The organism is Microcoleus sp. OTE_8_concoct_300 (assembly GCF_031383065.1).
Taxonomy (GTDB): Bacteria; Cyanobacteriota; Cyanobacteriia; order Cyanobacteriales; family Microcoleaceae; genus Microcoleus.
Map to the genome: position 1 here is coordinate 14803 of NZ_JANMZH010000772.1, position 21839 is coordinate 36641.

16 protein-coding genes, 1 tRNA gene and 1 other annotated feature are annotated in these 21839 nt (G+C 46.0%); of the genes, 14 read left to right on the forward strand and 3 right to left on the reverse strand.

Annotation, left to right across the window (positions count from 1 at the left end):
- Positions 1-12: 12 nt before the first annotated feature.
- Positions 13-1203, reverse strand: a complete 1191-nt coding sequence (locus ACUVJL_RS34510; RefSeq protein WP_445249948.1) for a DUF262 domain-containing protein — start codon at positions 1201-1203, stop codon at positions 13-15.
- Between the two features lie 561 nt (positions 1204-1764).
- On the opposite strand from ACUVJL_RS34510, the gene ACUVJL_RS34515 reads away from it, so the two are divergent.
- The 5 genes from ACUVJL_RS34515 to ACUVJL_RS34535 all read left to right on the forward strand — a co-directional run bounded on the left by ACUVJL_RS34515 (position 1765) and on the right by ACUVJL_RS34535 (position 13480).
- A complete protein-coding gene (locus ACUVJL_RS34515; protein ID WP_445249949.1) occupies positions 1765-1920 on the forward strand; it encodes a hypothetical protein in 156 nt (51 codons plus the stop codon).
- 560 nt (positions 1921-2480) lie between these two features.
- On the forward strand, positions 2481-7580 hold the full coding sequence (locus ACUVJL_RS34520; RefSeq protein WP_445249950.1) for an amino acid adenylation domain-containing protein: 5100 nt from the start codon (positions 2481-2483) through the stop codon (positions 7578-7580).
- A 33-nt stretch (positions 7581-7613) separates the two neighbouring features.
- Positions 7614-8648: a ParA family protein gene (locus tag ACUVJL_RS34525; protein ID WP_445249951.1), complete on the forward strand. Its 1035-nt coding sequence runs from the start codon at positions 7614-7616 to the stop codon at positions 8646-8648.
- Between the two features lie 9 nt (positions 8649-8657).
- On the forward strand, positions 8658-9260 hold the full coding sequence (locus ACUVJL_RS34530; protein WP_445249952.1) for a HEPN domain-containing protein: 603 nt from the start codon (positions 8658-8660) through the stop codon (positions 9258-9260).
- A gap of 92 nt (positions 9261-9352) precedes the next feature.
- Positions 9353-13480 (forward strand): non-ribosomal peptide synthetase, encoded by a 4128-nt coding sequence (locus ACUVJL_RS34535; RefSeq protein ID WP_445249953.1) that lies wholly within the window; start codon positions 9353-9355, stop codon positions 13478-13480.
- A gap of 246 nt (positions 13481-13726) precedes the next feature.
- Here the strand turns inward: ACUVJL_RS34535 and ACUVJL_RS34540 are convergent, their stop codons facing one another.
- A complete protein-coding gene (locus tag ACUVJL_RS34540; RefSeq protein ID WP_445249954.1) occupies positions 13727-15085 on the reverse strand; it encodes an inorganic phosphate transporter in 1359 nt (452 codons plus the stop codon).
- 67 nt (positions 15086-15152) lie between these two features.
- On the opposite strand from ACUVJL_RS34540, the gene rplS reads away from it, so the two are divergent.
- The 9 genes from rplS to rplL all read left to right on the forward strand — a co-directional run bounded on the left by rplS (position 15153) and on the right by rplL (position 19760).
- Positions 15153-15536 (forward strand): 50S ribosomal protein L19, encoded by a 384-nt coding sequence (gene rplS / locus ACUVJL_RS34545; protein ID WP_333054363.1) that lies wholly within the window; start codon positions 15153-15155, stop codon positions 15534-15536.
- Positions 15537-15670: 134 nt separating this feature from the next.
- Positions 15671-15743 (forward strand) — tRNA-Trp (locus tag ACUVJL_RS34550).
- Positions 15714-15923, forward strand: coding sequence for a hypothetical protein (locus ACUVJL_RS34555; RefSeq protein ID WP_333442273.1), 210 nt, complete (start codon positions 15714-15716; stop codon positions 15921-15923). The genes ACUVJL_RS34550 and ACUVJL_RS34555 overlap by 30 nt, the downstream gene beginning before the upstream one ends.
- A 151-nt stretch (positions 15924-16074) precedes the next feature.
- On the forward strand, positions 16075-16308 hold the full coding sequence (gene secE, locus ACUVJL_RS34560) for a preprotein translocase subunit SecE (protein WP_333409579.1): 234 nt from the start codon (positions 16075-16077) through the stop codon (positions 16306-16308).
- Positions 16305-16943, forward strand: a complete 639-nt coding sequence (gene nusG, locus ACUVJL_RS34565) for a transcription termination/antitermination protein NusG (RefSeq protein WP_332953948.1) — start codon at positions 16305-16307, stop codon at positions 16941-16943. Before secE ends, nusG begins: the two co-directional genes overlap by 4 nt.
- A gap of 3 nt (positions 16944-16946) precedes the next feature.
- On the forward strand, positions 16947-17372 hold the full coding sequence (rplK, locus tag ACUVJL_RS34570) for a 50S ribosomal protein L11 (RefSeq protein ID WP_006635588.1): 426 nt from the start codon (positions 16947-16949) through the stop codon (positions 17370-17372).
- Between the two features lie 234 nt (positions 17373-17606).
- Entirely contained in the window at positions 17607-18320 is a 714-nt protein-coding gene (gene rplA / locus ACUVJL_RS34575; RefSeq protein WP_445249955.1) for a 50S ribosomal protein L1, read from the forward strand.
- A 108-nt stretch (positions 18321-18428) separates the two neighbouring features.
- Positions 18429-18601: a sequence feature (ribosomal protein L10 leader region), on the forward strand.
- A 29-nt stretch (positions 18602-18630) separates the two neighbouring features.
- Entirely contained in the window at positions 18631-19233 is a 603-nt protein-coding gene (gene rplJ, locus ACUVJL_RS34580; protein WP_445249956.1) for a 50S ribosomal protein L10, read from the forward strand.
- Positions 19234-19370: 137 nt separating this feature from the next.
- Entirely contained in the window at positions 19371-19760 is a 390-nt protein-coding gene (gene rplL, locus ACUVJL_RS34585; RefSeq protein ID WP_445249957.1) for a 50S ribosomal protein L7/L12, read from the forward strand.
- A 285-nt stretch (positions 19761-20045) separates the two neighbouring features.
- Here the strand turns inward: rplL and crtD are convergent, their stop codons facing one another.
- Entirely contained in the window at positions 20046-21662 is a 1617-nt protein-coding gene (gene crtD / locus ACUVJL_RS34590; RefSeq protein ID WP_445249968.1) for a C-3',4' desaturase CrtD, read from the reverse strand.
- Positions 21663-21839 lie beyond the last annotated feature (177 nt).

Genomic DNA, 21839 nt, shown 5'->3' on the forward strand with positions numbered 1-21839 from the left:
TTCTATCAATAATTAAATATAGTTTTTTAGGAAATTATGAAAATACTCAATGCGTGCTTCTACATCCTTTTTGTTATTGTATCTACCATCAAAAAGCGATCTATTATTTTCTTCTTTGATATATAGCAATTCTTTATTTGAATATAGATTACTTTTAATGTCAGCTTTATTTCTGAGTAGACTTTCCTTATGGGGAATATTATTTGCAAACACCTGCATTATTGGATCATAAATAGTTTTTAATGGTGTTTTTCTATCACGCTGTTCTTTTGGAGGGATGAAAGCTGAATCTCCTAATATAGAATAAATCAACTGAATAGTTTCTTGGAAAATATTTTCAAGATTTTCAATCGTTTGATCTGAATAGTTATTTGCTTGTTTTAAATATTCATCTAAAAATTTATCCACTGGAGATTTTAAATTCTCTATATGACGATAAGCAAAGAATCGCAAAACTAATTCTACATCTTCCATTTTGCGATAAGATTCACTTTCAAGTAACTTTTCTTCCCCTTCACTTTCTAAGGGTAAGTTCCACATTTTACGGAAAGGGTCATTTTCAGAAAGTTTTATACATAGTCGGTTAAACTTGCCATTGTGTAAGGCATTTCTTGTTTCTTGTGCAGTTAGCTTTTCTCCTCCACTATTCAATCTTTCAAAAACTATCTGTTTGAGAGATTCAGCTTCTTCTTTACTTTTAGCTGTTTCTTGCAATAAAATAATAGAAGACAAATATCGTCTATCTATACCTTTTTGAACTTGCTCAGGTAAATTTTGATAATTTCGCCCGTTAAGTTCATTCCAATACTCTAATCCTTCTAGCTCAAATTTTCCTTTATAAAAATCATATATAGCTGTCAGTCTTTGTTGTCCATCCATTACTTCATAAAGAGAATAGTCTATTTCATACAAAAAAATAGGTGGAATAGGTACATTCATTATGAATGATTCTATTAAACGAGATTTTCGAGTATTGTTCCATCTTTTACGACGTTGGTATTCAGGATTTCGGATATATTTTGCACTGTCAAGCATATTTTCTATACTATCAAGTGGATAACGAGCTTGTTCTGTTACAATTCTTATCTCTCCCTTTTTGTATTTTTCGTTAATTTCATCATCTGGCGGAAAGTTGTGAGTTGTATCTGGTCTATTTTGAGAAATATATGTTTCACCTGAAATTAAATGGCTATTTGTAATCATATTTATTCTTCCTTGTTAATTATGAGATCAATGAGTGCGCGACAACTAGCGGATTGGGTTAAGTGCGATTATTATGGGTTGCTATGCCAACTTTTTTTGATGAAGCGAGATCACCGCTCTTTTGGGTCGGCTTAATAAAATTACTCCAAATAACAGTTTAGTGCGATCGCCGATCTTTTAGCTTGGGTTAAGGAACGCAACCCAACTAGGGGAAATGATAACCTCATTGTGGGTTACTGCGTACCGACTCAAGTTCGATCGCCGATCTTTTAGGGGCATTATAACTGTGTTTTTGGCTAACTGTCAAGTTACTGCGATCGCTTTCTCCGATGAAGGGCGATCGCCTCAATTATCTATCTGCTAGAGGTTTTGCTGTATGCCATCGCTATTCCTGTGAGTCGTGATTTTTAGGCGATCGCCTCAATTATCTATCTGTTAAAGGGTTTGCTGTAGGCTATCGCTATTACTGTGAGTCGTGATTTCTAGGCGATCGCTCAAACCCAGTAAATTTATCCCAGTTTGGTTATTTATCACCATTCTAATCACTATCTTGCTCTATTCATGTATATCATACCACAGCAAGGTTTTAATGTCAAAGATGCGAGGATATCCTTTAACTCCAATGGCGATCGCATCTATTTAACAGCTAGCAGCGATCGCGGCACGAATATTCAAGGACTTTTGCAGGCGAAGGCAATACTTGAAAGTAATCAGTAAAGATTGCTGGTGATGGAGCAATTTATGGAACGAGGGGCGATGTTCCGCTACTACTCCTTGCCGATCGCGCTGCCATCTTTCCTGGACACAGTTTGACACACCTGCTATTTTTCAAAGCCAAGATTTAGAAAGCAATGCCTGATGTCTAGCTACCTAGAATCAAAATCTCATCCTTCAGAGAGGTAGCAAGCTGCTAGTTTACTGCCAGCATTGGAGTGAGGTGGAGTCGATTGAAGCAAATCTCAAAGCGGCTTTAGCAAAGGTTCAAACTGAGCAGGAAGTTCAGGTAGGATAGCCTCACTTTTTTTGCGACGATCCTCCGCGCCGCCTTCTTACGATCGCGTAACCGCCCGATGGGTGCGATCGCAGCCTACTTAGTTGCAATAGCACGCTCGAATCGACTTGTAGGGTGCGTCAGACTTTGATTATGAACGGATTATCAAGGGTTTCGGATCTGACGCACCTTACTAATTGTGACACTTCCGTAAGTCCTGGCTCTTAATTTGTGCGCTGGTGGAATTTCTTTTATATTTGCCCAAGTAATGACAGGATGACTCAAAATGCCCGATCCAAAAATATCGAGTTCATCGCCAAATGCCAGAGATTCTGTCAGGGTGGAGTTAGTTGAGTTTTTATCTTACCTTCGCAGTCTAGATATTAATATTTTTGTTGAGGGCGAGATCCTGCGCTGCAACGCTCCCGAAGGAATTCTTACACCAGAACTGCGCGCCAAAATATCTCAAAAAAAAGCCGAAATAATTTCATTTTTAAAAGCAGCTAATCGTACTTCTAGTTTCACTCCTGCACCGATTGTTCCTATGGGGCGGGACGGAAATCTACCGCTTTCCTTTGCACAGCAGCGCTTGTGGTTTCTCGACCAATTAGTCCCGAACAATCCTTTTTATAATGTTCCCGCAGCATTGCGTTTAACAGGTTCGCTCAATTTTTCGGCGCTGCAACAAACCTTCAATGAAATAGTGCGCCGCCACGAAGCTTTACGGACGAATTTAGCAGTAGTTTCGAGCCAACCTGTTCAGAGAATAGCTGCTGCTTTCCACCTCCCGATTAATGTAGTAGACTTGCGAAACTTGCCAAAAGAATCTCGACAAACTGAAGCAAACCGGCTCACCGCTGAGGAAGCGCAACGTTCTTTCAATTTGTCCAATGACTTGTTGCTGCGAGTCACATTATTGCAGTTAGATGATGCCGAATATTTACTAATGCTGAATATGCACCACATTGTCTCCGATGGTTGGTCTATCGGAGTGCTAATTCAGGAATTAGGCGCACTTTACACGGCATTTGCTAGCGAAAAACCTTCGCCTTTACCGGCTTTGTCGATCCAGTATGCTGATTTTGCAAAATGGCAGCGCGAATGGCTGCAAGGGGAAGTTTTAGAAACGCAGCTTGCTTACTGGCGACAGCAGTTAAACGGCATTTCTATGCTAAATTTGCCGGCGGATCGCCCCAGGCCAGCAATTCAAAGTTACCGAGGTAAAAGGCAATTTTTGCAACTGCCAAAACAACTGAGCGAGGCTTTAGAAACGTTGAGCCAGCGCGAAGGAGTGACGCTGTTTATGACAATGCTGGCAGCTTTTAAAACGTTGCTTTACCATTACGCGCAGCAAGAAGATATTGTAGTAGGTTCGCCGATCGCCAATCGCAACCGCAGTGAAATTGAAGCATTAATCGGGTTTTTTGTCAACAGTTTGGTGCTGCGTACAGATTTGTCGGGAAATCCAACTTTTCGGGAACTTTTAAACCGAGTCAAAGAGGTAGCATTAGGAGCTTACGCTCACCAAGATTTGCCGTTTGAGAAGTTAGTAGAAGAACTGCACCCCGATCGCGCGTTGAACCAAAATCCCTTATTTCAGGTGGCGTTTGCGCTGCAAAACGCGCCGGGGAATCAGTTAGAATTGCCAGAATTAACACTCAGCCCGCAGCAGTTAGATGTGGGTACAGCGCGGTTTGATTTGGAGTTCCATTTGTGGGAGCGATCGCCCAACAGCTCGGGAAGCAACCAATCGCCCAGCAATAAGCTGTGGGTTGATAGCTCGGAGGGTATCAGCGGCATGGTTATTTACAGCGCCGATTTATTTGATGAAGCTACGATTACCCGCCTGATCGGGCATTTTCAAACCTTGTTAGAAAGGATTGTGACAAATCCCGAACAGCGAATTGCCAACTTGCAATATTTGAGCGCCCAAGAGCGTTATCATTTGTTAGTTGAATGCAACAATACTCAGGCGGATTATCCGCAAGATTTGTGCATCCATCAGCTATTTGAAATGCAGGCAGATCGGACACCGGATGCGGTGGCGCTGGTATTTGGAGAGGAGCGAGTCACCTATGGAGAGCTAAATCTCCGTAGCAACAAACTAGCACGTTATTTGCAAAAAATGGGGGTTGGGACGGAAGTTTTAGTCGGGCTTTGCTGCGGGCGATCGCCCGATCTGATCCTGGGGATGTTGGGTATCCTGAAAGCGGGAGGAGCTTACTTAATTTTAGATCCGAGCTATCCTGCTGAGCGATCGAGCTTTATGCTAAAAGATGCTCAATTATCTGTTGTGTTAACTCAGCAGCAATGGGTAGAGAATTTGCGATCGCCCAATTTACAGATAGTTTGTTTAGACACAGACTGGGAGATGATTTCCCAAGAAATCGCCGACAATCCCACCAGCGCAGTCACAGCCGAAAATCTGGTTTACGCGATTTACACCTCCGGCTCCACGGGAAAGCCGAAAGGAGTTGAAATTGAGCACGGGAGCTTGTTAAATCTCGTTTTTTGGCATCAAAGAGAGTTTGGGGTGTCAGCGGGCGATCGAGCAACGCAAATTGCAGCGATCGGCTTTGATGCTTGCGGGTGGGAAATTTGGCCTTATCTCGCCGCAGGAGCTAGCATCTACTTTCCAGAAGATGACATCAGGCGAGATCCTGAAAAACTGCAAAACTGGTTAGTATCAAACGCAATTACAATTAGCTTTTTGCCCACACCTTTAGCCGAGAAAGTTTTGCTATTAGATTGGCCTCAAACAACAGCGTTGCGAATCTTGCTCACAGGCGGCGAAAAACTGCAACAACATCCTTTAAAATCTCATCCATTTAAGCTAGTAAATAATTACGGCCCAACCGAGAACACCGTCGTCACAACTTCCGGTTATATTCCTGTAACAGAGCAAACAGACATCGCCCCGACAATTGGCCGCCCCATTGCTAACACTCAAATCTACATATTAGACAAATATTTGCAGCCGGTGGCGATCGGCGTTGTTGGCGAATTGTACATCGGCGGAAACGGACGCGCTCGCGGCTACCTCAACCGCCCAGATTTAACCGCACAAAGCTTTATTGTCAATCCTTTTAAACCAAATTCAGACATCATTCTCAATGACTTGTTTAGGAACAGGCAAGATGCCTGTTCCACAAAAAAATTCATCTCTTGTGAAACAGGCATCTTGCCTGTTCTCGATAATAATGCCCACCCCACTCTTTGTGGAACAGGCATCTTGCCTGTTCTTGATAATGATGCCCACCCCACTCTTTGTGGAACAGGCAAGATGCCTGTTCTTGATAATGATGCCCACCCCACTCTTTGTGGAACAGGCATCTTGCCTGTTCTCGATAATAGTGCAACATCTCAGTTTAAACCAAATTCAGGAGAGCGAATTTACAAAACCGGCGACTTAGTGCGCTACAGAGCCGATCGCAACCTTGAATTTTTAGGACGCATTGACGAACAAGTAAAAATTCGCGGTTTCCGCATCGAATTAGGAGAAATCGAGACAGTATTAACTCAACATCCGGCCGTGCAGCAAACTGTAGCAATAGCTTCGGAAGATGGACAGGGAGATAAACGTTTAATAGCTTATATAGCCCTGAATCCTGAATATAGCGTTGCCCGCGAAAAAAACCAAATAATGCAATTGCAGGACGAACAGGTTTTGCAGTGGCAAATGCTCTACAATGAAACTTACAATCAACCTGCTGTTGACTCAGATCCAACATTTAATATTGTCGGCTGGAATAGCAGTTATACTAATCAGCCAATCCCAGCAGAACAGATGCGCGACTGGGCGAACAATCAAGCCGCCCAAATTTTAGCTTTGCAGCCTAGCCGAGTGTTAGAAATTGGCTGCGGCACAGGTTTGTTGCTGTTCCAAATTGCCTCTCGCTGCACTCAATATTGCGGAACAGACTTTTCACCTATTTCGCTCAACTATATTCGGCAGCACTTGGCAAATCAAGAGTTAACTAATGTAACGCTGCTTCAGAAAATGGCGACAGACTTTGAAGGAGTAGAGACAGCAGCTTTTGACGCAGTAATTCTCAACTCTGTCGTGCAATATTTCCCGACTATCGACTATCTCGTGCAGGTGCTAGAAGGTGCGGTGAAAGCAACTGCTCCCGGCGGCTTTATATTCATCGGAGATGTCCGCAGCTTGCCGTTGCTGGCAGCTTTCCACGCTTCCGTACAACTGTATCAAGCCGAACCTTCTGTCTCTGGCGAACAGTTGCAGCAGCGAGTAAAAATGCAAATTTATCAAGAAACAGAGTTAGTTATTGATCCCGATTTATTTGGCGCATTAAAACACCACTTTCCGCAGATTGGCGGCGTAGAGATTCAATTAATTCGCGGTAGTTATCACAATGAGTTAACTGATTTTCGGTACAATGCTATTCTGCATATTGCGTCGGAAACAGATACCGCCCAATCCCCGGCAAAAGGGGAGTTTGGGGCATCGAAATGGCTGGATTGGTCTGCTGAAAATCAAAATTTGACTGTTACCAAGGTGCAACAAATATTATTGGAAAATCAACTCGATGTTTTAAGAATTGCTAATGTGCCAAATGCGCGGCTAATGGCAGCAGTTAAGGCGGCAGAATTGCTGTCTGTTGTCGATAAATTTCCAACAGCAGGTCAGTTGCAAAAAGCCGTGGAAAAAGTAGAGGATTTAGGAGTAGATCCCGAAGCGTGGTATGCTTGGGAAGTTCCGTATAATGTTAATATTAGTTGGTCTAATTCCGACAGTCAAGGGCGCTACGATGTAGTGTTTGCACGGGGCGAAACTAGAGATTTTGTGCGAGAAACCCGAAGCGATAACTTGCGTCCTTGGCGCTCTTATGCTAACAATCCCTTACAAGGTAAAGTAGCACGGAAATTAGTGCCACAGTTGCAGGCTTATCTAGCAGAAAAACTGCCGGAATATATGGTTCCGTCGGCTTTTGTGGTGCTGGAGTCGCTACCGGTGACGGCGAACGGAAAGGTCGATCGCGTCGCTTTGCCTGTACCGGAGCCGATTAAGTTAGAATGGGCTGGCGGTTATGTTGCGCCTCAGACTTCTATTGAGGAAGTTTTAGTGAAAATTTGGGCTGAGGTTTTGGGGATAAAGCGAGTGGGTATCCGGGACAATTTTTTTGAATTGGGAGGCCATTCGCTGCTGGCGACTCAGCTTGTTTCTAGAGTGCGAGATGCTTTCGGGGTAGAGTTGCCTTTGCGCCGGGTTTTTGAAGCGCCGACAATCGGAGAATTATCTAAGATTGTTGAGAGTTTGAAAGAGAGCGATGCTAAAATTAAAGCTCCTGCTTTAGTGCCTGTTTCTCGCGATAATCGTCGCGTGAAGCTGTCATCGCTGAACAGAGAAAGTAAAGAGAGAGGATGAAAATTTTATTGTCCCTTCCAAGAAATACACCCAATGAGTTCATACGCTTTCTGGAACAATAAAGGCGGCGTCGGCAAAAGCTTCCTTTGCTTTGTCGCTGCTTCTGAATATGCTCACCGTCACCCCGATACAGATGTCTATGTAATTGATTTATGTCCGCAGGCGAATGTGTCAGAAATGCTACTTGGCGGATATTTCACTAGCCCAGATGCGCTGCATTTTTTAATGAGCAAAACTCCGCGCGCAACAGTAGCAGGCTATCTAGAAGCGCGTCTGAACTCTCCATTTCGGATGGTTGCAGACGTATCCCCATATCTATGCGAACCGAGAGAATTCAATCAGAATATACCAGAGAATCTAAGACTTGTATGCGGGGACAATTACCTGGAAATAATTTCTGAAGCAATCCGACAAACATCCCAGTTGGAAATACCTTATGACTCGTGGAAACAGGTGCTAACTTGGGGACGAGACCTGACGGTTGCCCTGCGTTCATATAGCGGCGAGCGCGATACCATATTCTTCATAGACTGTAGTCCTACTTTTGCTATTTATACACAGCTTGCTCTGGTGGCGGCAGAGAACTTAGTTGTACCATTTATAGCGGACTATACTTCACGTCTGGCGATCGAGAATGTCCTCGCAATTCTCTATGCCATAACCGACCCGCATACTGCGCCATACGCACGAATTGCTTTTGCAAAACGCGCCAAGGAAGAAGGTCTACCTGTACCAAAATTACATACATTCGCTAGCCTACATTTGGCTGTGTACAAAGGGAGAGCGAGCAAGGCATACGAAGCTGTAAACCAGACAATTATGCAGATGATGGATGATATACACAAGAAGCACCGTCATATTTTTGCTAACTCCAAAGACAAGCCGAGTAACAGCTTCATTGAAATCCCAGATTTTACCAGCGGTTCTGTACTCGCTGCTACGACTGGCACGCCCTTGCACAAACTCACACCAGCAGCCACAAACATCGCGGGCGAGCAGGTCCAATTGGATGCAGAGTCACTGCAAAGCTACCGAAATGCACTTGAAAAATTCGTGAATTGTCTTTAGGAAATAGCCGTGCCGTCACCAGCAGCATTGAAGTACAAAACCGCGTCCAACACGGCTCGAACACTTCGCGAAACAGCTACCGATCCGCGCTTGCAACCAATATCGCGCAGCCAAACTCAAGTCTATTATCACTCCGCTCTAGCTGCATTTGTTGCTGTATGGGATGCTTACATAAACGAACTCGTTCGCAATTTTTTCGCAGCAACTGCAAATCCTTTAGATCCCAAATTTCATGCCGTACATTCTATTGCTAGAGATGCGGCGGAACGCGCACTTGAAAGATTCAATACACCCAACTCGGAGAACACGCGAAACCTTCTGATTCAAAACACTGGTTACGATCCTATTGGCGACTGGGTTTGGTCTGCAAGAAGCCTGAGCGGATTAGCCGTTCGGCAGAGGCTAAATGAGATTTTAAGAGTGCGGCACAGTTTTGCACATGGTTTTGCTATTCCCGCGCTTTCTTGGACTCAAACAGCAACCGGAAAAGTTCGGCTTACGGCTAAAGCGATAGACGATGTTGATGTGTTTTTTACACATCTTGTGAATGTTACCGACCTCGGCATGAAGCAGCATATCGAAACGAGTTATAGTCTAGTATTGCCTTGGTAAAGATTTTAATCAAAGAGATAAAATCTTCTCTCTTTAATATTTGTAGGCTACTTTGTACGCGCTTTCCTTTGAGGCTTGCCTGATAATTTGATATGACTAACTATCTTTCCGACAATTCCCTCCCGGCTGGTGAAGAAAAGCTTAATCTTCCCGAAGAAACAGAAGTTTTCGTCTTCCCGGCATCCTTTGCCCAGCAGCGGCTTTGGTTCCTCAATCAATTAGCACCGGGCAATCCTTTCTACAATGTCTCAACAGCGCTCCGCTTAACAGGTTCCCTCAACTTAAGATCCTTAGAGCAAACCTTCCACGAAATTGTGCAGCGGCACGAAACTTTACGCACCACATTTACGCTTTTGGAAGGGGAACTCGTACAAATTATTGCTCCCATTTTAACCGTATCCCTCCCCACAATCGACTTACAAAATCTCTCGCCAAATCAGCAGCAAACCGCAGCGCTGCAACTCGCAACCGATGCAGCGCAATGCCCTTTCGATTTAGCCGCCGGGCCGTTATTCAAAGCAACGCTGCTACAACTCAGTGAAACAGAACATATATTGTTGCTGAATTTACATCATATTGTGGCTGATGGTTGGTCGATTGGAGTGCTAATTCGAGAGCTGGGAACGCTCTACACAGCATTTGTAAAAAATGAGATCTCGCACTTACCAGCACTGCCCGTGCAGTACGCCGACTTTGCAGAGTGGCAGCATCAATGGTTGCAGGGCGAAGTATTAGAAAGCCAGTTAGCTTATTGGCGGCAGCAGTTAAACGGAATTACCACACTCAATCTACCAACAGACAGGCAAAGACCAGCGGTTCCATCCTACCGCGGCGCCAAACAATTTATAATACTATCACCTGCTTTGAGCGAGGCGCTAAAGTCATTGAGCCAGCAAGAAAGCGCGACTTTATTTATCACTTTACTAGCCGCCTTTCAAACTTTGCTGTACCGCTATACAGGACAAGTAGATATTGCAGTAGGAACGCCGATCGCCAATCGCAACCTGAGCGAAATAGAAGCATTAATCGGTTTTTTTGTCAACAGTTTAGTGCTGCGTGCAGATTTATCAGGAAATCCAACTTTTCGGGAACTATTGCATCGGGTAAAAAACGTCGCAATGGCAGCCTACGCCCACCAAGATTTGCCCTTCGAGAAGTTGGTTGAGGAAATGCACCCCGATCGCGAGTTGAGTCGCAACCCCCTATTTCAAGTTAGTTTCAGCCTGCAAAACACTCCTGTAGCAGCGCTAGAATTGCCGGGAATCGCTGGAGAGGCGATCGACTTTGACGCGGGAACCGCCAAGCTAGATTTAGAGTGCCACTTGTGGGAAGATGCAGGAAGTATTCAAGGGCAATTTGTCTACAGCACAGATTTATTTGATAGCGGCACAATTGCGCGCATGGCGGGACATTTCCAAACGCTGCTCGAAGCCATTGTTGCCAATTCCCAACAGCACCTAAGCGACTTGGCTTTGCTGACAGCGCCAGAATACCAGCAATTATTAAATGATTGGAATGACACTCAGAGAGATTATCCGCAAAACCAGTGTTTCCATCAGCTATTTGAAGAGCGAGTCGCGCGCGATCCCCATGCTGTCGCCGCCGTCTTTGAAAACCAGCAGTTAACTTACCGCCAACTCAACAGCCGAGCCAACCAACTTGCACGTTACTTGCAGCAATTGGGAGCAGCACCAGAAATCTTAGTGGGCCTTTGTGTAGAACGTTCCTTAGATGCGATCGTCGGATTGCTAGGCATTATCAAAGCAGGCGCAGCCTACCTGCCTTTAGATCCAACTTATCCTCAAGAACGCCTTAACTTCATGTTAGAAGATGCTCAGGTGTCGATTTTGGTAACTCAGCAGCACTTAGCCCAAACCTTGACGCAGGCGGAAAATTACGGAGTTTTTTCAGTAGTGTGTTTGGACTCCGGCAGAGAAATTATCGCCCGACAAAGCCCAGAAAACCCAACTACAAATATCCTACCAGGAAACCTAGCCTACGTCATTTACACATCTGGTTCAACCGGAAAACCCAAAGGCGTTTTAATCGAACATCGGGGACTCTACAACTTAGCCCTAGCTCAAATAGAAGCTTTTAACTTAAACTCAAATCACCGCATTTTGCAATTCGCCTCGCTGAGTTTTGATGCCTCAATCTTTGAGATTGTCATGGCCTTGGGAACCGGAGCAACACTTTACTGTGCCAAGAAAGAATCTTTGTTGCCCGGACAAACATTAATCCAATTTTTGCAGGACAATGCTATTACCCACGCTACCCTCCCGCCCTCGCTGCTAGCTGTCCTTCCAAACGCCGAACTTCCCGCACTGCAAACAATCATCTGTGCTGGCGAATCTTGTTCCCCGGATATTGTTAAACGCTGGGCTGCTGGGCGCAGATTTTTTAACGCTTACGGCCCTACAGAAGCGACTGTCTGGTCAAGTTTGGCCGAAATTTGCGATTCCCTGCGGGATAGCTTCGCTTCACGCAAAAAACCGCCAATCGGCCGCCCAATAGCTAACACTCAACTCTATATTTTAGATAAAAATTTACAGCCTCTACCCGTTGGAATTCCCGGTGAATTGTACATCGGCGGCAGCGGATTGGCGCGAAGCTACCTGAACCGCCCCGAATTAACCGCCCAGCGATTTATTGCTAATCCGTTTAGCCAGAAAGCAGGAGAACGAATTTATAAAACTGGTGACTTAGCTCGCTATTTTCCCGACGGCAATATTGAGTTTTTAGGCCGCACAGACGAACAGGTAAAAATTCGCGGTTATCGAATAGAATTGGGAGAAATTGAAGCGCTGCTGGTTCAGCATCCAGCAGTCAAAGAAACAGCGGCGGTTGCTGTGGATGATTTGTCGGGCAACAAACGCGTAGTTGCTTATGTCGTCCCCAATCACAATCAGACGCTTAATTCCGTGGAAATGCGCCATTTTCTCAAACAACAACTGCCCAATTACATGATTCCCAATGCTTTTGTGGCGATGGATTTTCTGCCCCTAACTCCCAATGGCAAAATTGACCGCCAGCGCCTATCTGCACCGGGGAATCTAACAAGCAATTCAATAGATAAAAGCTGTCTTGCACCTCGCACACCAACCGAGTCCACCCTCGCCCAAATTTGGGCCACAATCCTCAACGCAGAGTGCGTTGGCATTCGCGATAACTTCTTCGATTTGGGTGGAGATTCCCTGCTGGCAATCCGCCTCATCAATGAGATTAACCAGCAATTTGAGCGCGAGTTGCCGCTGTCTGCTCTTTTTTTAAATCCGACAATTGAAGGTTTAGCAGATTCGCTATCTTCAGAAACAAATACTCTGGAATGGTCGCCTTTAGTTGCAATTAAGCCTCGCGGTAAAAATACTCCGTTCTTTTGCGTCCATCCCATCTTTGGCGTCGTATTTCCTTATTGCGAGTTAGCTTTTCAGCTAGGAGAAAATCAACCGTTTTACGGGCTGCAACCAAAGGGTATTGACGGCGAAAGTTCTCCGTTAACTAGCATTGAAGACATGGCGACTGACTACATCGCAGCCTTGCGTACCGTTCAACCAAAAGGGCCTTATTTTTTAGGAGGCTGGTCTTTTGGAGGTTTGGTTGCTTTTGAGATGGCTCAACAGTTGCTCGCAGCGGGGGATCAAGTGGCTTTACTTGCTGTGCTGGATACTTTAGCGCCGGTTTCTGCTAACAAACCTTCTTTTTGGGACGGTTGCAAGTTTATTCTGACTACTGTTTCGCGCTCTATCTGGCCTTTTGTAGTAGATTATTTTCGCTTGGTGGCTGCTGCAGAAAATGTTCAAAGTGGCGGTATTGCTGCTAAATTTCCGAAATTAAATAAGATGCTTAATTTGGCAGCTAATTTTTTGCATCGCTGGAATTGGAAACAGGCCGTTATGGTTAGCATCCTATCTCAGGAGTCAAAAGAACGGAGCTGGCGCGAGCTGGCAATTCCCTCGATGTTTACTGTATTTCAGGCTAATAGTCAAGCAACTCTCAGCTATGTACCGAAAATTTATCCGCAGCGAATTACTCTGTTTAGATCGAGGGAACAGCTAAGCATGAGTCATCAAGATCCGACTCTTGGCTGGAGCGAATTAACGACCCAAAAAGTAGAGGTGATTAGAGTTCCTGGGAATCACCTGACTATGCTGAGAAAGCCAGGGGTCGAGGTGCTGGCTCAACAGCTAAAGCATTGCTTGGAGAAGGAATTAAGTGATTGAGTAGCCCGCGTGCTGGTGTGCCGCAACCGGGTTTGATGTGCGAAAGCGCTATTAGTCCTGAATCTGATCTTCATCTGCGCGAATCAGCGTCCATCCATTGTCATCTGCGGTTTACATTCTCTTTTTTTAACCGCAGATGAGGGCATATTAACACAGATTAACGCAGATGAGTTAGATCAATTCCGGTTGCACCATCCATCCGTGATTGTTGACTGATGACTGTTCTGAAATGCCTCAATCTAAAATCTAAAATCTAAAATCTAAAATCGATTGGGCGATGCTGAAGATGATAGCAGCCAAACCTGCTGCGATCGGAATTGTCACCAGCCAAGCCGAACCAATTGACAGCAAAGTTTCCAAGCGTACTGTTTTCCAAGCTTTGATCAGCCCGACTCCGACGACTGCACCGACTAAAGCGTGGGATGTGGAAACTGGCAAACCGAAGCGGGATGCTAGCAAGACTGTGGTGGCTGTGGCTAATTCCGCGCAAAATCCGCCGCTTGGTTGGAGTTCGATGATCTTTTCGCCGACTGTGGCAATTACATTTTTGCCCCAGATGGCTAAACCGATGACGATTCCTGCGCCTCCGACGACTAAAATCCACAGCGGCACGCTGAAATCCTCTAGGGGAAAGGAACCTGTGCGCCGGATGTAGGCGATCGCAGCTAGGGGAGCAACTGCATTTCCTACGTCGTTGGAACCGTGGGAAAATGCTACAAAACAGGCGCTTAAGACTTGAAATCTCGCCATTTGTTGCTCGATGGGAGAGTGAGGAAGTTTCGGAGTGGGGGAGGAGTTTGTACTTATTCCTTCTGCCTTCTCCCCTCTGCCTTCTGGGTTTTCAACTGATTCTAATTTTTTCCAGCTATTGAGTGTTAGCCCGATCGCCCCAATACTCCCGATGCCAATGACAATATCGTGAATGGGAAGATTCCAGCCAAATCGATCGTGCGCCGCGGCGATCGCCCCTGTCTGCACCAAAGCGACATTCACAACAGACGGCAGTACAATTATCCCAAATACGCTCAGCATTGCTGAACTCAGCCAAGGTATCCACTCGCGCATTTGAGATAGAGGATCTGGCCGATCGAGAATCGAATACTTCACCACGCTGTAAAATAGTGCGGCTAAAGCACCGCTAGCAAAAGGTGTCGCCACCCATGTTAGGGAGATGGTGCCGATTGTTCCCCAATCAACTGCATTAATTCCGGCTGCAACACAGCTAAAACCCGCGATCGCGCCCACCACTGCATGAGATGAAGAAACTGGCAAACCTCGACTGGTAGCGATTTGCAGCCAGATCCCGCAAGCTATCAGCACTGACACCATCCCGATTAAAAATACTTGCGGTTGGGCCGCGAACACTTCTGCATTCACAACTCCTGTTGCCAGAGTTTCGGAAACTCCTTGCCCGAACAGCACTGCGCCGGAAAACTCCAGTATGCCTGCAACAATTATTGCCTGCCGCAGCGTTAGGGCCTTCGAGCCTACGGATGTCCCCATCGAGTTAGCGACATCGTTGGCCCCCAAGTTGGCAGCGACGTAGAAGGCGAGTGCGGCCATTGCCCCGAGTTGCAGAAATACGACCCCAGAGGTATCTAACATAGAAATTTTTTGACATAAAACGGGCATTTCGATATATGATAAGGGATTGTGAGTTTTGGTAAATCCGATGAAAGGCGCAGAAATAATCCGTTCTATCGAAACGGCAGAAATAGATAGAGTCAAGCAAGAACTCAATAAACAAGTTCCCGAAATTTACGTCGGCGACACAGTGCGAGTCGGCGTAAGAATTAAAGAGGGTAACAAAGAACGGGTTCAGCCCTACGAAGGAACTGTGATTGCCATGCGTAACGGCGGGATTAATGAAACAATCACGGTCCGCCGCGTGTTTCAGGGCGTCGGCGTGGAACGGGTGTTTTTGATTCACTCGCCCCGCATCGCCACGATCCAAGTGATGCGCCGCGGGAAAGTCCGCAGAGCAAAACTTTACTACCTGCGCGATCGGGTGGGCAAAGCTACTCGCGTCAAACAGCGGTTCGATCGCTCCCTGTAGGAATGCACCCAGCTTCCCCTTGGTTCATGGTTCATGGGAAATTGAGAAATTTCAAAAAAAAGTTTCCCATTTAGGAGCGCACTGTGTTAAAATAGAAATCTAGAGGTTAAGCGAATTTCAGCAACCTCACCTGTGCGCTCTTAGTTCAGTTGGTAGAACGCAGGTCTCCAAAACCTGATGTCGGGGGTTCAAGTCCTCCAGGGCGCGCTGAATCACCAAACTTTAAATTCTGCCCGAAAGCGCCCGGATTATTGGCTGGCAACAGTCAAAACCGCAAACTTTCGGGTAGAATTAATTTTTGTGGGCGGTTCGCAAAAAATGCCATCAACAAATGCTCGGTGTCGCTTCTTGATCGTCGGTTTCGGCGATCGGCAGTTACACAGTTGATAGGTTGGGCTTGTAAAAAAGTCGTGGCTTTAGATTTGAGATTTGGGACTTGGGCGTAAGTGGTTAGTGTCACAAAATCTGAGAGCCGCGGGCCACTCACACCATCTAAAATCTAAAATCTAAAATCTAAAATCGCAAGGGGGATTGAATCGTGGCGAAAAAAGACGAAGCTCAAGAAACTCAAGAAATAACGGCGCCTGGGTTTAATCCTACGGGTTTTTTAAAGGAAACTAGAGAAGAACTCGACAAAGTGGTTTGGCCCAGCAGGCAGCAGCTAATCAGCGAGTCTTTGGCCGTGCTTTTGATGGTAATCCTCTCAGCAAGCCTGATTTATTTGGTGGATAACTTCTTTAACTGGGGCGCGGGAAAGGTGTTTGGGCCATGACTTTTGCATCAGAAGAATCTGAGTATTCCACAGAAGCGACGGGACAGGCAGCATCGCCAGATGTGCCGGAGATTGATGCTCGCTGGTATGCTGTTCAGGTTGCCTCGGGCTGCGAGAAGCGGGTGAAGGCAAACTTGCAGCAGCGGATTCAAACTTTGGATGTTGCCGATCGCATCGTTCAAGTGGAAATTCCGCAAACTCCGGCGATCAAAGTCGGCAAAGACGGTTCCAGGCGGCAGTCAGATGAAAAAATCTTTCCCGGCTACGTACTCATCCGTATGTTTATGGACGAGGATACCTGGCAGGTGATCAAGAATACCCCGAATGTAATTAATTTTGTCGGGGCAGAGCAGAAACGCCGCTACGGGCGCGGCAGGGGTCACGTCAAACCCCTACCTCTGAGTCATTCAGAAGTAGAACGGATCTTCAGAAACGCTCAGGAATCAGAACCGGTTGTCAAAGTATCGATGTCTGCTGGAGACCACGTTGTGGTACTTTCCGGGCCGTTTAAGGATTTTGAAGGTGATGTGATTGAAGTTAGCCCGGAACGGAACAAGCTCAAAGTTTTACTCTCGATTTTTGGGCGCGATACGCCTGTAGAATTGGAGTTCAATCAGGTTCAGAAACAGAACTAACTAATGGCAAAGAAAGTTGTTGCAGTAATTAAGTTGGCGATTACGGCGGGAAAAGCCAACCCAGCTCCTCCGATCGGCCCAGCTCTGGGTCAGCACGGCGTCAATATTATGATGTTTTGCAAGGAGTACAATGCTAGAACCGCAGACCAAGCGGGTCTGGTGGTTCCGGTAGAAATTTCGGTTTTTGAAGACCGCAGTTTTACTTTTATTCTCAAAACCCCGCCGGCGTCGGTTTTGATTCAAAAAGCGGCTGGCATTGCTAAGGGTTCGGGAGAACCGAACCGCAAGCAAGTAGGGACAATTACACAGGCTCAGTTACGAGAAATCGCTGAAACGAAAATGCCTGACCTCAATGCTAATGATGTTGAGGCTGCTATGAAAATTGTGGCAGGAACGGCTAAAAATATGGGCGTGGCGATCGCGGATTGAAGTCAGTTGTCAGTTGTCAGTTGACAGTTGTCAGTTGACAGTTGCCAGTTGTCAGTAATTCAGGATTTTGAAGCTAAAATCTTCAAGCTCAAATCGTAATTCCTAAGTCGATTCAGGGGGAGAAGCAAAGCTTCGCTAAGAATCGCAAATTTTTTAGATTTGAAATAACCAAAATGGCTCAAATCTAAAATCTAAAATCTAAAATCTAAAATCAACTGACCCCAGGAGATAACAATGGCAAAGAAAGTATCGCGAAGACTGCAAGAACTTCAAAAGAAAGTTGAAGACAGACCTTATCTACCGCTGGAAGCTCTGCAACTTTTGAAAGAAACAGCAACGGCTAAGTTTGGCGAAGCTGCTGAAGCTCACATCCGTTTGGGAATTGACCCGAAATATACTGACCAACAGTTGCGGACAACTGTATCGCTGCCAAAAGGAACTGGTCAAGTAGTCAGAGTTGCGGTGATTGCTAAGGGCGAAAAAGTTAAAGAAGCTTTGAATGCAGGCGCTGATATTGCGGGTTCTGAAGAGTTGATCGATGAAATTCAGAAGGGCATGATGGACTTCGATTGCTTGATTGCTACCCCAGATGTGATGCCGTTGGTGGCAAAATTGGGTCGGTTGTTGGGCCCGCGCGGTTTGATGCCTTCTCCCAAAGGTGGCACGGTGACGACTGACATTGCTCAGGCGATCAACGAGTTTAAAGGTGGTAAACTAGAGTTCCGTGCCGATCGAACTGGCATCGTTCATGTTATGTTTGGCAAGGCAGCTTTCTCAGCGGAAGATTTGCTCGTCAACCTTCATGCTTTGCAAGAAACTGTTGACCGCAACCGTCCTTCTGGTGCTAAAGGTCGCTACTGGCGCAGTCTGTACGTATCCGCAACAATGGGCCCGTCGATCGAAGTCGATATCAGTGCCCTGCGCGATACCAAACTTGATGCTGCCTAGAAAGAATTAATCATTCGGCAGAAGGTAAAAGACAGCTTCGGCTGTCTGTGTAAATCTCTCACAAGATTTGCGTCATAGCCTTGCTATGTCTGCCTTCTAGTGATAGCCTAATCAAAAATCAATAAGCTGAAGACCGCAGGTGCCGATCGCTTAATTTCCTGCCGAGGCTGAAGAAATAAAAACTCAAGACTCAAAGATTAGAAATTTTCTATTTTTAATTCTGACTTGTTAATTTTTAATTCTCTGCCCCGGCTCGAAGGTCGGGGTTTTTGACGGGCAATTTTCTATCCTAAAAGGAGGTGAAATAAGTATGGGCAAAAGTTTAGCAGTAAAAAATGAGATTATTGCAGACCTCAAGCAAACCTTGAGCGAATCTCAACTCGCGATCGTGATTGACTACACGGGCTTAACTGTTGCTGAAATCACAGATTTGCGTCGGCGTTTGCGTCCGAAAGGCAGCAGTTGCCAAGTGGCAAAAAACACGCTGATGCGAATTGCTGTTGAAGGCAACGACACGTGGCAGCCGATACAGGAATTGCTGACGGGTACGTCGGCGTTTGTGTTCGTGCAAGAAGATATTGGCGGCGCGATTAAAGCTTACCAAGAATTCCAAAAAGTCTCTAAGAAGACTGAACTTCGCGGTGGCGTGATGGAAGGACGGGTACTGAAAGAAGCTGATGTTAAAGCATTAGCTGATCTGCCGTCGAAAGAACAACTCATGGCTCAAATTGCTGGCGCTATCAACGGTGTCGCAACTAAGTTGGCTGTGGGTATCAATCAAGTTCCTACTTCGATCGCTCGCGGTCTTAAGGCTTATGCTGAAAAAGACGGCGATTCCGCAGAAGTAGAAGCAGAAGCACCAGCACAACCTGAAGCAGAAGCACCAGCAGAAGCAGACAGCACATCTGCGTAAGTCATTAGTAATTAGTCACGAGTCAAGAGTCGTTAGTTTTGAGAAACAAACTGATGACTGGAGACGAAAAACTAATAATTAATGAGCAATCGAAAATCTCAAATTCCAAATCTACAATCGAACTAGGAGTTCAAAAAATGTCTACTGCAACTGACGAAATCTTGGATAAACTTAAGTCTCTGACTTTGCTCGAAGCTTCTGAATTGGTCAAGCAAATTGAAGAAGCTTTCGGCGTTAGCGCTGCTGCTCCTGTAGGCGGCATGATGATGATGGGCGCGGGCCCTGCGGCCGCTGCTGAACCCGTAGAAGAGCAAACCGAGTTTACTGTCATGCTCGAAGAAGTTCCTGCTGACAAGAAAATCGCAATTCTTAAGGAAGTCCGCGCAATTACCGGTCTGGGTCTGAAGGAAGCGAAAGACTTGGTAGAAGCCGCACCGAAGGCAGTTAAGGAAGCTATTGCTAAGGACGCTGCTGAAGAATTGAAGAAACAGCTTGAAGCTGTGGGCGCAAAGATTTCTATCAAGTAGTCAGAGAATGTAGTTGATATCAATTCCGGTGACACCGGAATGATGGTTGACTGTTGACTGTTGACTGTTGACTGTTCCCTAAATTTAATGGCGCAATAGTTATATCATGTCCGATCGATCGCCCATAATACAATTGCCGGGGCGGGTTTGTGAGATTGTCCGTTTTTGGCAAATATTATTGGTGAACCCGCCCCTACAGGAATCAGGGTAATCGACCGGACATGATATTACATCTCGCGCGATTAATTATTTTTTGCGCTAGGGAAACTGCATTGCCGTGTCCTCTTAGATTTTAGAGGCGGCTTCCATCTGCCGCACTACTGTTAAAGCAGAATAGGAAACACCCGCAGTTCCTTCTCCGGGATGGGTGGAGTCGCCCACTAACCACAAATTTTTAATTGGTGTGCGGTTGGCAAATCCGAAGGGGCCGAAGGTTGGTATTCGCTGGCCGATGCCGCCGACAACTCCTTTATCTCTCGCCGTGTAGCGGGCAAAGGTGCGAGGTGTGGCTGATTCTTGGTGTACGATCGACTCTGGCGTCAAATTGAAATATTCGCTCAAACGGGCGATCGCCCCTGCGCTGTATTTTTGCTTCAATCCTTCATAATCAACCGAATTCCACCACATTCGAGTATCAGTAAATGACGAAGCGATAATTGTCGCCATTCCCTCCGGTGCTCGCCCATCACCCGGATGACTGACTGAAACAAATAATGAATTATTCTCCCCAATCTCGCCGTCGTAATCGTAGAGAAACTGAAGGTGCGGCGGACAATTTGCCGGAATTGCGCTTTCATGCACTCCCAAATATATGACAAATGCACCGGATGCGGGCGGCAATTTATCAACTCGATATTTGTAGCCTGCCATTTGATTTGGGAGTTTGTTTGTTGTCTCTGAAGTCTCTGATTTAACGGATAAATTATCTGTTAAATTGCCGATACTTGGCTCGCTTGACATCAATTTTACTAGATTTTGCGCTGTCACGTTGGCAACAATGCGATCGGCTGTTTCTGTCCAAACTTCGCCTGTTTTTTGATTGCGAATCACTGTACCGATGGCTTTGCCGTTGGCGGTGACAATACTTTCAACTGTGTGCCGCAATAAGACTTGACCGCCGTAGAGTTCGATCGCCTCTACGAGTCGATCGCTCAACACCTGCATACTTCCTTCTAGATGATACAATCCTTGTGGCGCTTGCGAAACTCCTAAAGCCGTCGCCGCGTAAAGTAGCGCAGTTTCTTCGGTATCAACTTGAGAATACAATTTTAACTGCAAATCCAGAAAAGTTCTCAAGCGCAAATTGTCGCCCAACCCACAAAGCCGCAAAGCATCTCCCACTGTCATAAAAGTGAAAGGCAAAGTAATTAGAGTATCGGGGCGAACTGCTTGAATTAATTGCCAGAAATCCCAGAAGTTTCTGGGCGGTAAAACTGGATCGCGCCCTTGAAAGTTCCAGCTAGCTTTGAACAATGCAGACAATAATTGCCAAAAAGGTTCGCTTCCAGGAAACTGCCGCTGCCTTTCTTCCTGCCACTTTTGCGGATCTCGCCACACGCTAATCGGTGCAGTTTCTCCCGGCAAAAACACTGCACAAGCGGGATCGCAGGGTGTCGCGGCGGGAAGTTCTATGTCTAATTCTGAGAAAATTCGGTGGTGAATGCCTCCGGGTTCCAATCCTGCAACCTGGGTGGCGCCGACATCGAAGGTAAAGCCTTTGCGTTTGAAGGTGGAAGCGCATCCTCCGGGGACGATCGCCTGGTCTAAGACTAGCACTTTGTATCCTCTGCGGCCTAGCAGGGCTGCTGCTGTGAGCCCGCCGATGCCTGCTCCTATTACCGTGACGCGGCCCTTAGTGTCTGCTGGACTGGATTTGCCAAAAGGGGTGCGATCGCCTGTCATAAATTTATTTATTGTAATATTTCTTAATAGTATGCTCATATTTTGCAATAAAAAGCTCTTGTAGCGACAGGTTGAAATCTATCGCTACAAGAGGAAGGAGGCCGAGTTGAGAGGACGTTTTAGGGGTAAGGTGGTCCTGGCGCACCCGGAGCGTTAGACTGTGCCGTGCTGATGAGA

What these genes read in the sequence shown, in the direction of transcription:
- ACUVJL_RS34510 (WP_445249948.1), bottom strand. Translation starts at nt 1,203, where the DNA reads ATGATTACAAATAGCCATTTAATTTCAGGTGAAACATATATTTCTCAA.
- ACUVJL_RS34515 (WP_445249949.1), top strand. Translation starts at nt 1,765, where the DNA reads ATGTATATCATACCACAGCAAGGTTTTAATGTCAAAGATGCGAGGATA.
- ACUVJL_RS34520 (WP_445249950.1), top strand. Translation starts at nt 2,481, where the DNA reads ATGCCCGATCCAAAAATATCGAGTTCATCGCCAAATGCCAGAGATTCT.
- ACUVJL_RS34525 (WP_445249951.1), top strand. Translation starts at nt 7,614, where the DNA reads ATGAGTTCATACGCTTTCTGGAACAATAAAGGCGGCGTCGGCAAAAGC.
- ACUVJL_RS34535 (WP_445249953.1), top strand. Translation starts at nt 9,353, where the DNA reads ATGACTAACTATCTTTCCGACAATTCCCTCCCGGCTGGTGAAGAAAAG.
- ACUVJL_RS34540 (WP_445249954.1), bottom strand. Translation starts at nt 15,085, where the DNA reads ATGTTAGATACCTCTGGGGTCGTATTTCTGCAACTCGGGGCAATGGCC.
- rplS (WP_333054363.1), top strand. Translation starts at nt 15,153, where the DNA reads ATGAAAGGCGCAGAAATAATCCGTTCTATCGAAACGGCAGAAATAGAT.
- ACUVJL_RS34555 (WP_333442273.1), top strand. Translation starts at nt 15,714, where the DNA reads ATGTCGGGGGTTCAAGTCCTCCAGGGCGCGCTGAATCACCAAACTTTA.
- nusG (WP_332953948.1), top strand. Translation starts at nt 16,305, where the DNA reads ATGACTTTTGCATCAGAAGAATCTGAGTATTCCACAGAAGCGACGGGA.
- rplK (WP_006635588.1), top strand. Translation starts at nt 16,947, where the DNA reads ATGGCAAAGAAAGTTGTTGCAGTAATTAAGTTGGCGATTACGGCGGGA.
- rplA (WP_445249955.1), top strand. Translation starts at nt 17,607, where the DNA reads ATGGCAAAGAAAGTATCGCGAAGACTGCAAGAACTTCAAAAGAAAGTT.
- rplJ (WP_445249956.1), top strand. Translation starts at nt 18,631, where the DNA reads ATGGGCAAAAGTTTAGCAGTAAAAAATGAGATTATTGCAGACCTCAAG.
- rplL (WP_445249957.1), top strand. Translation starts at nt 19,371, where the DNA reads ATGTCTACTGCAACTGACGAAATCTTGGATAAACTTAAGTCTCTGACT.
- crtD (WP_445249968.1), bottom strand. Translation starts at nt 21,662, where the DNA reads ATGACAGGCGATCGCACCCCTTTTGGCAAATCCAGTCCAGCAGACACT.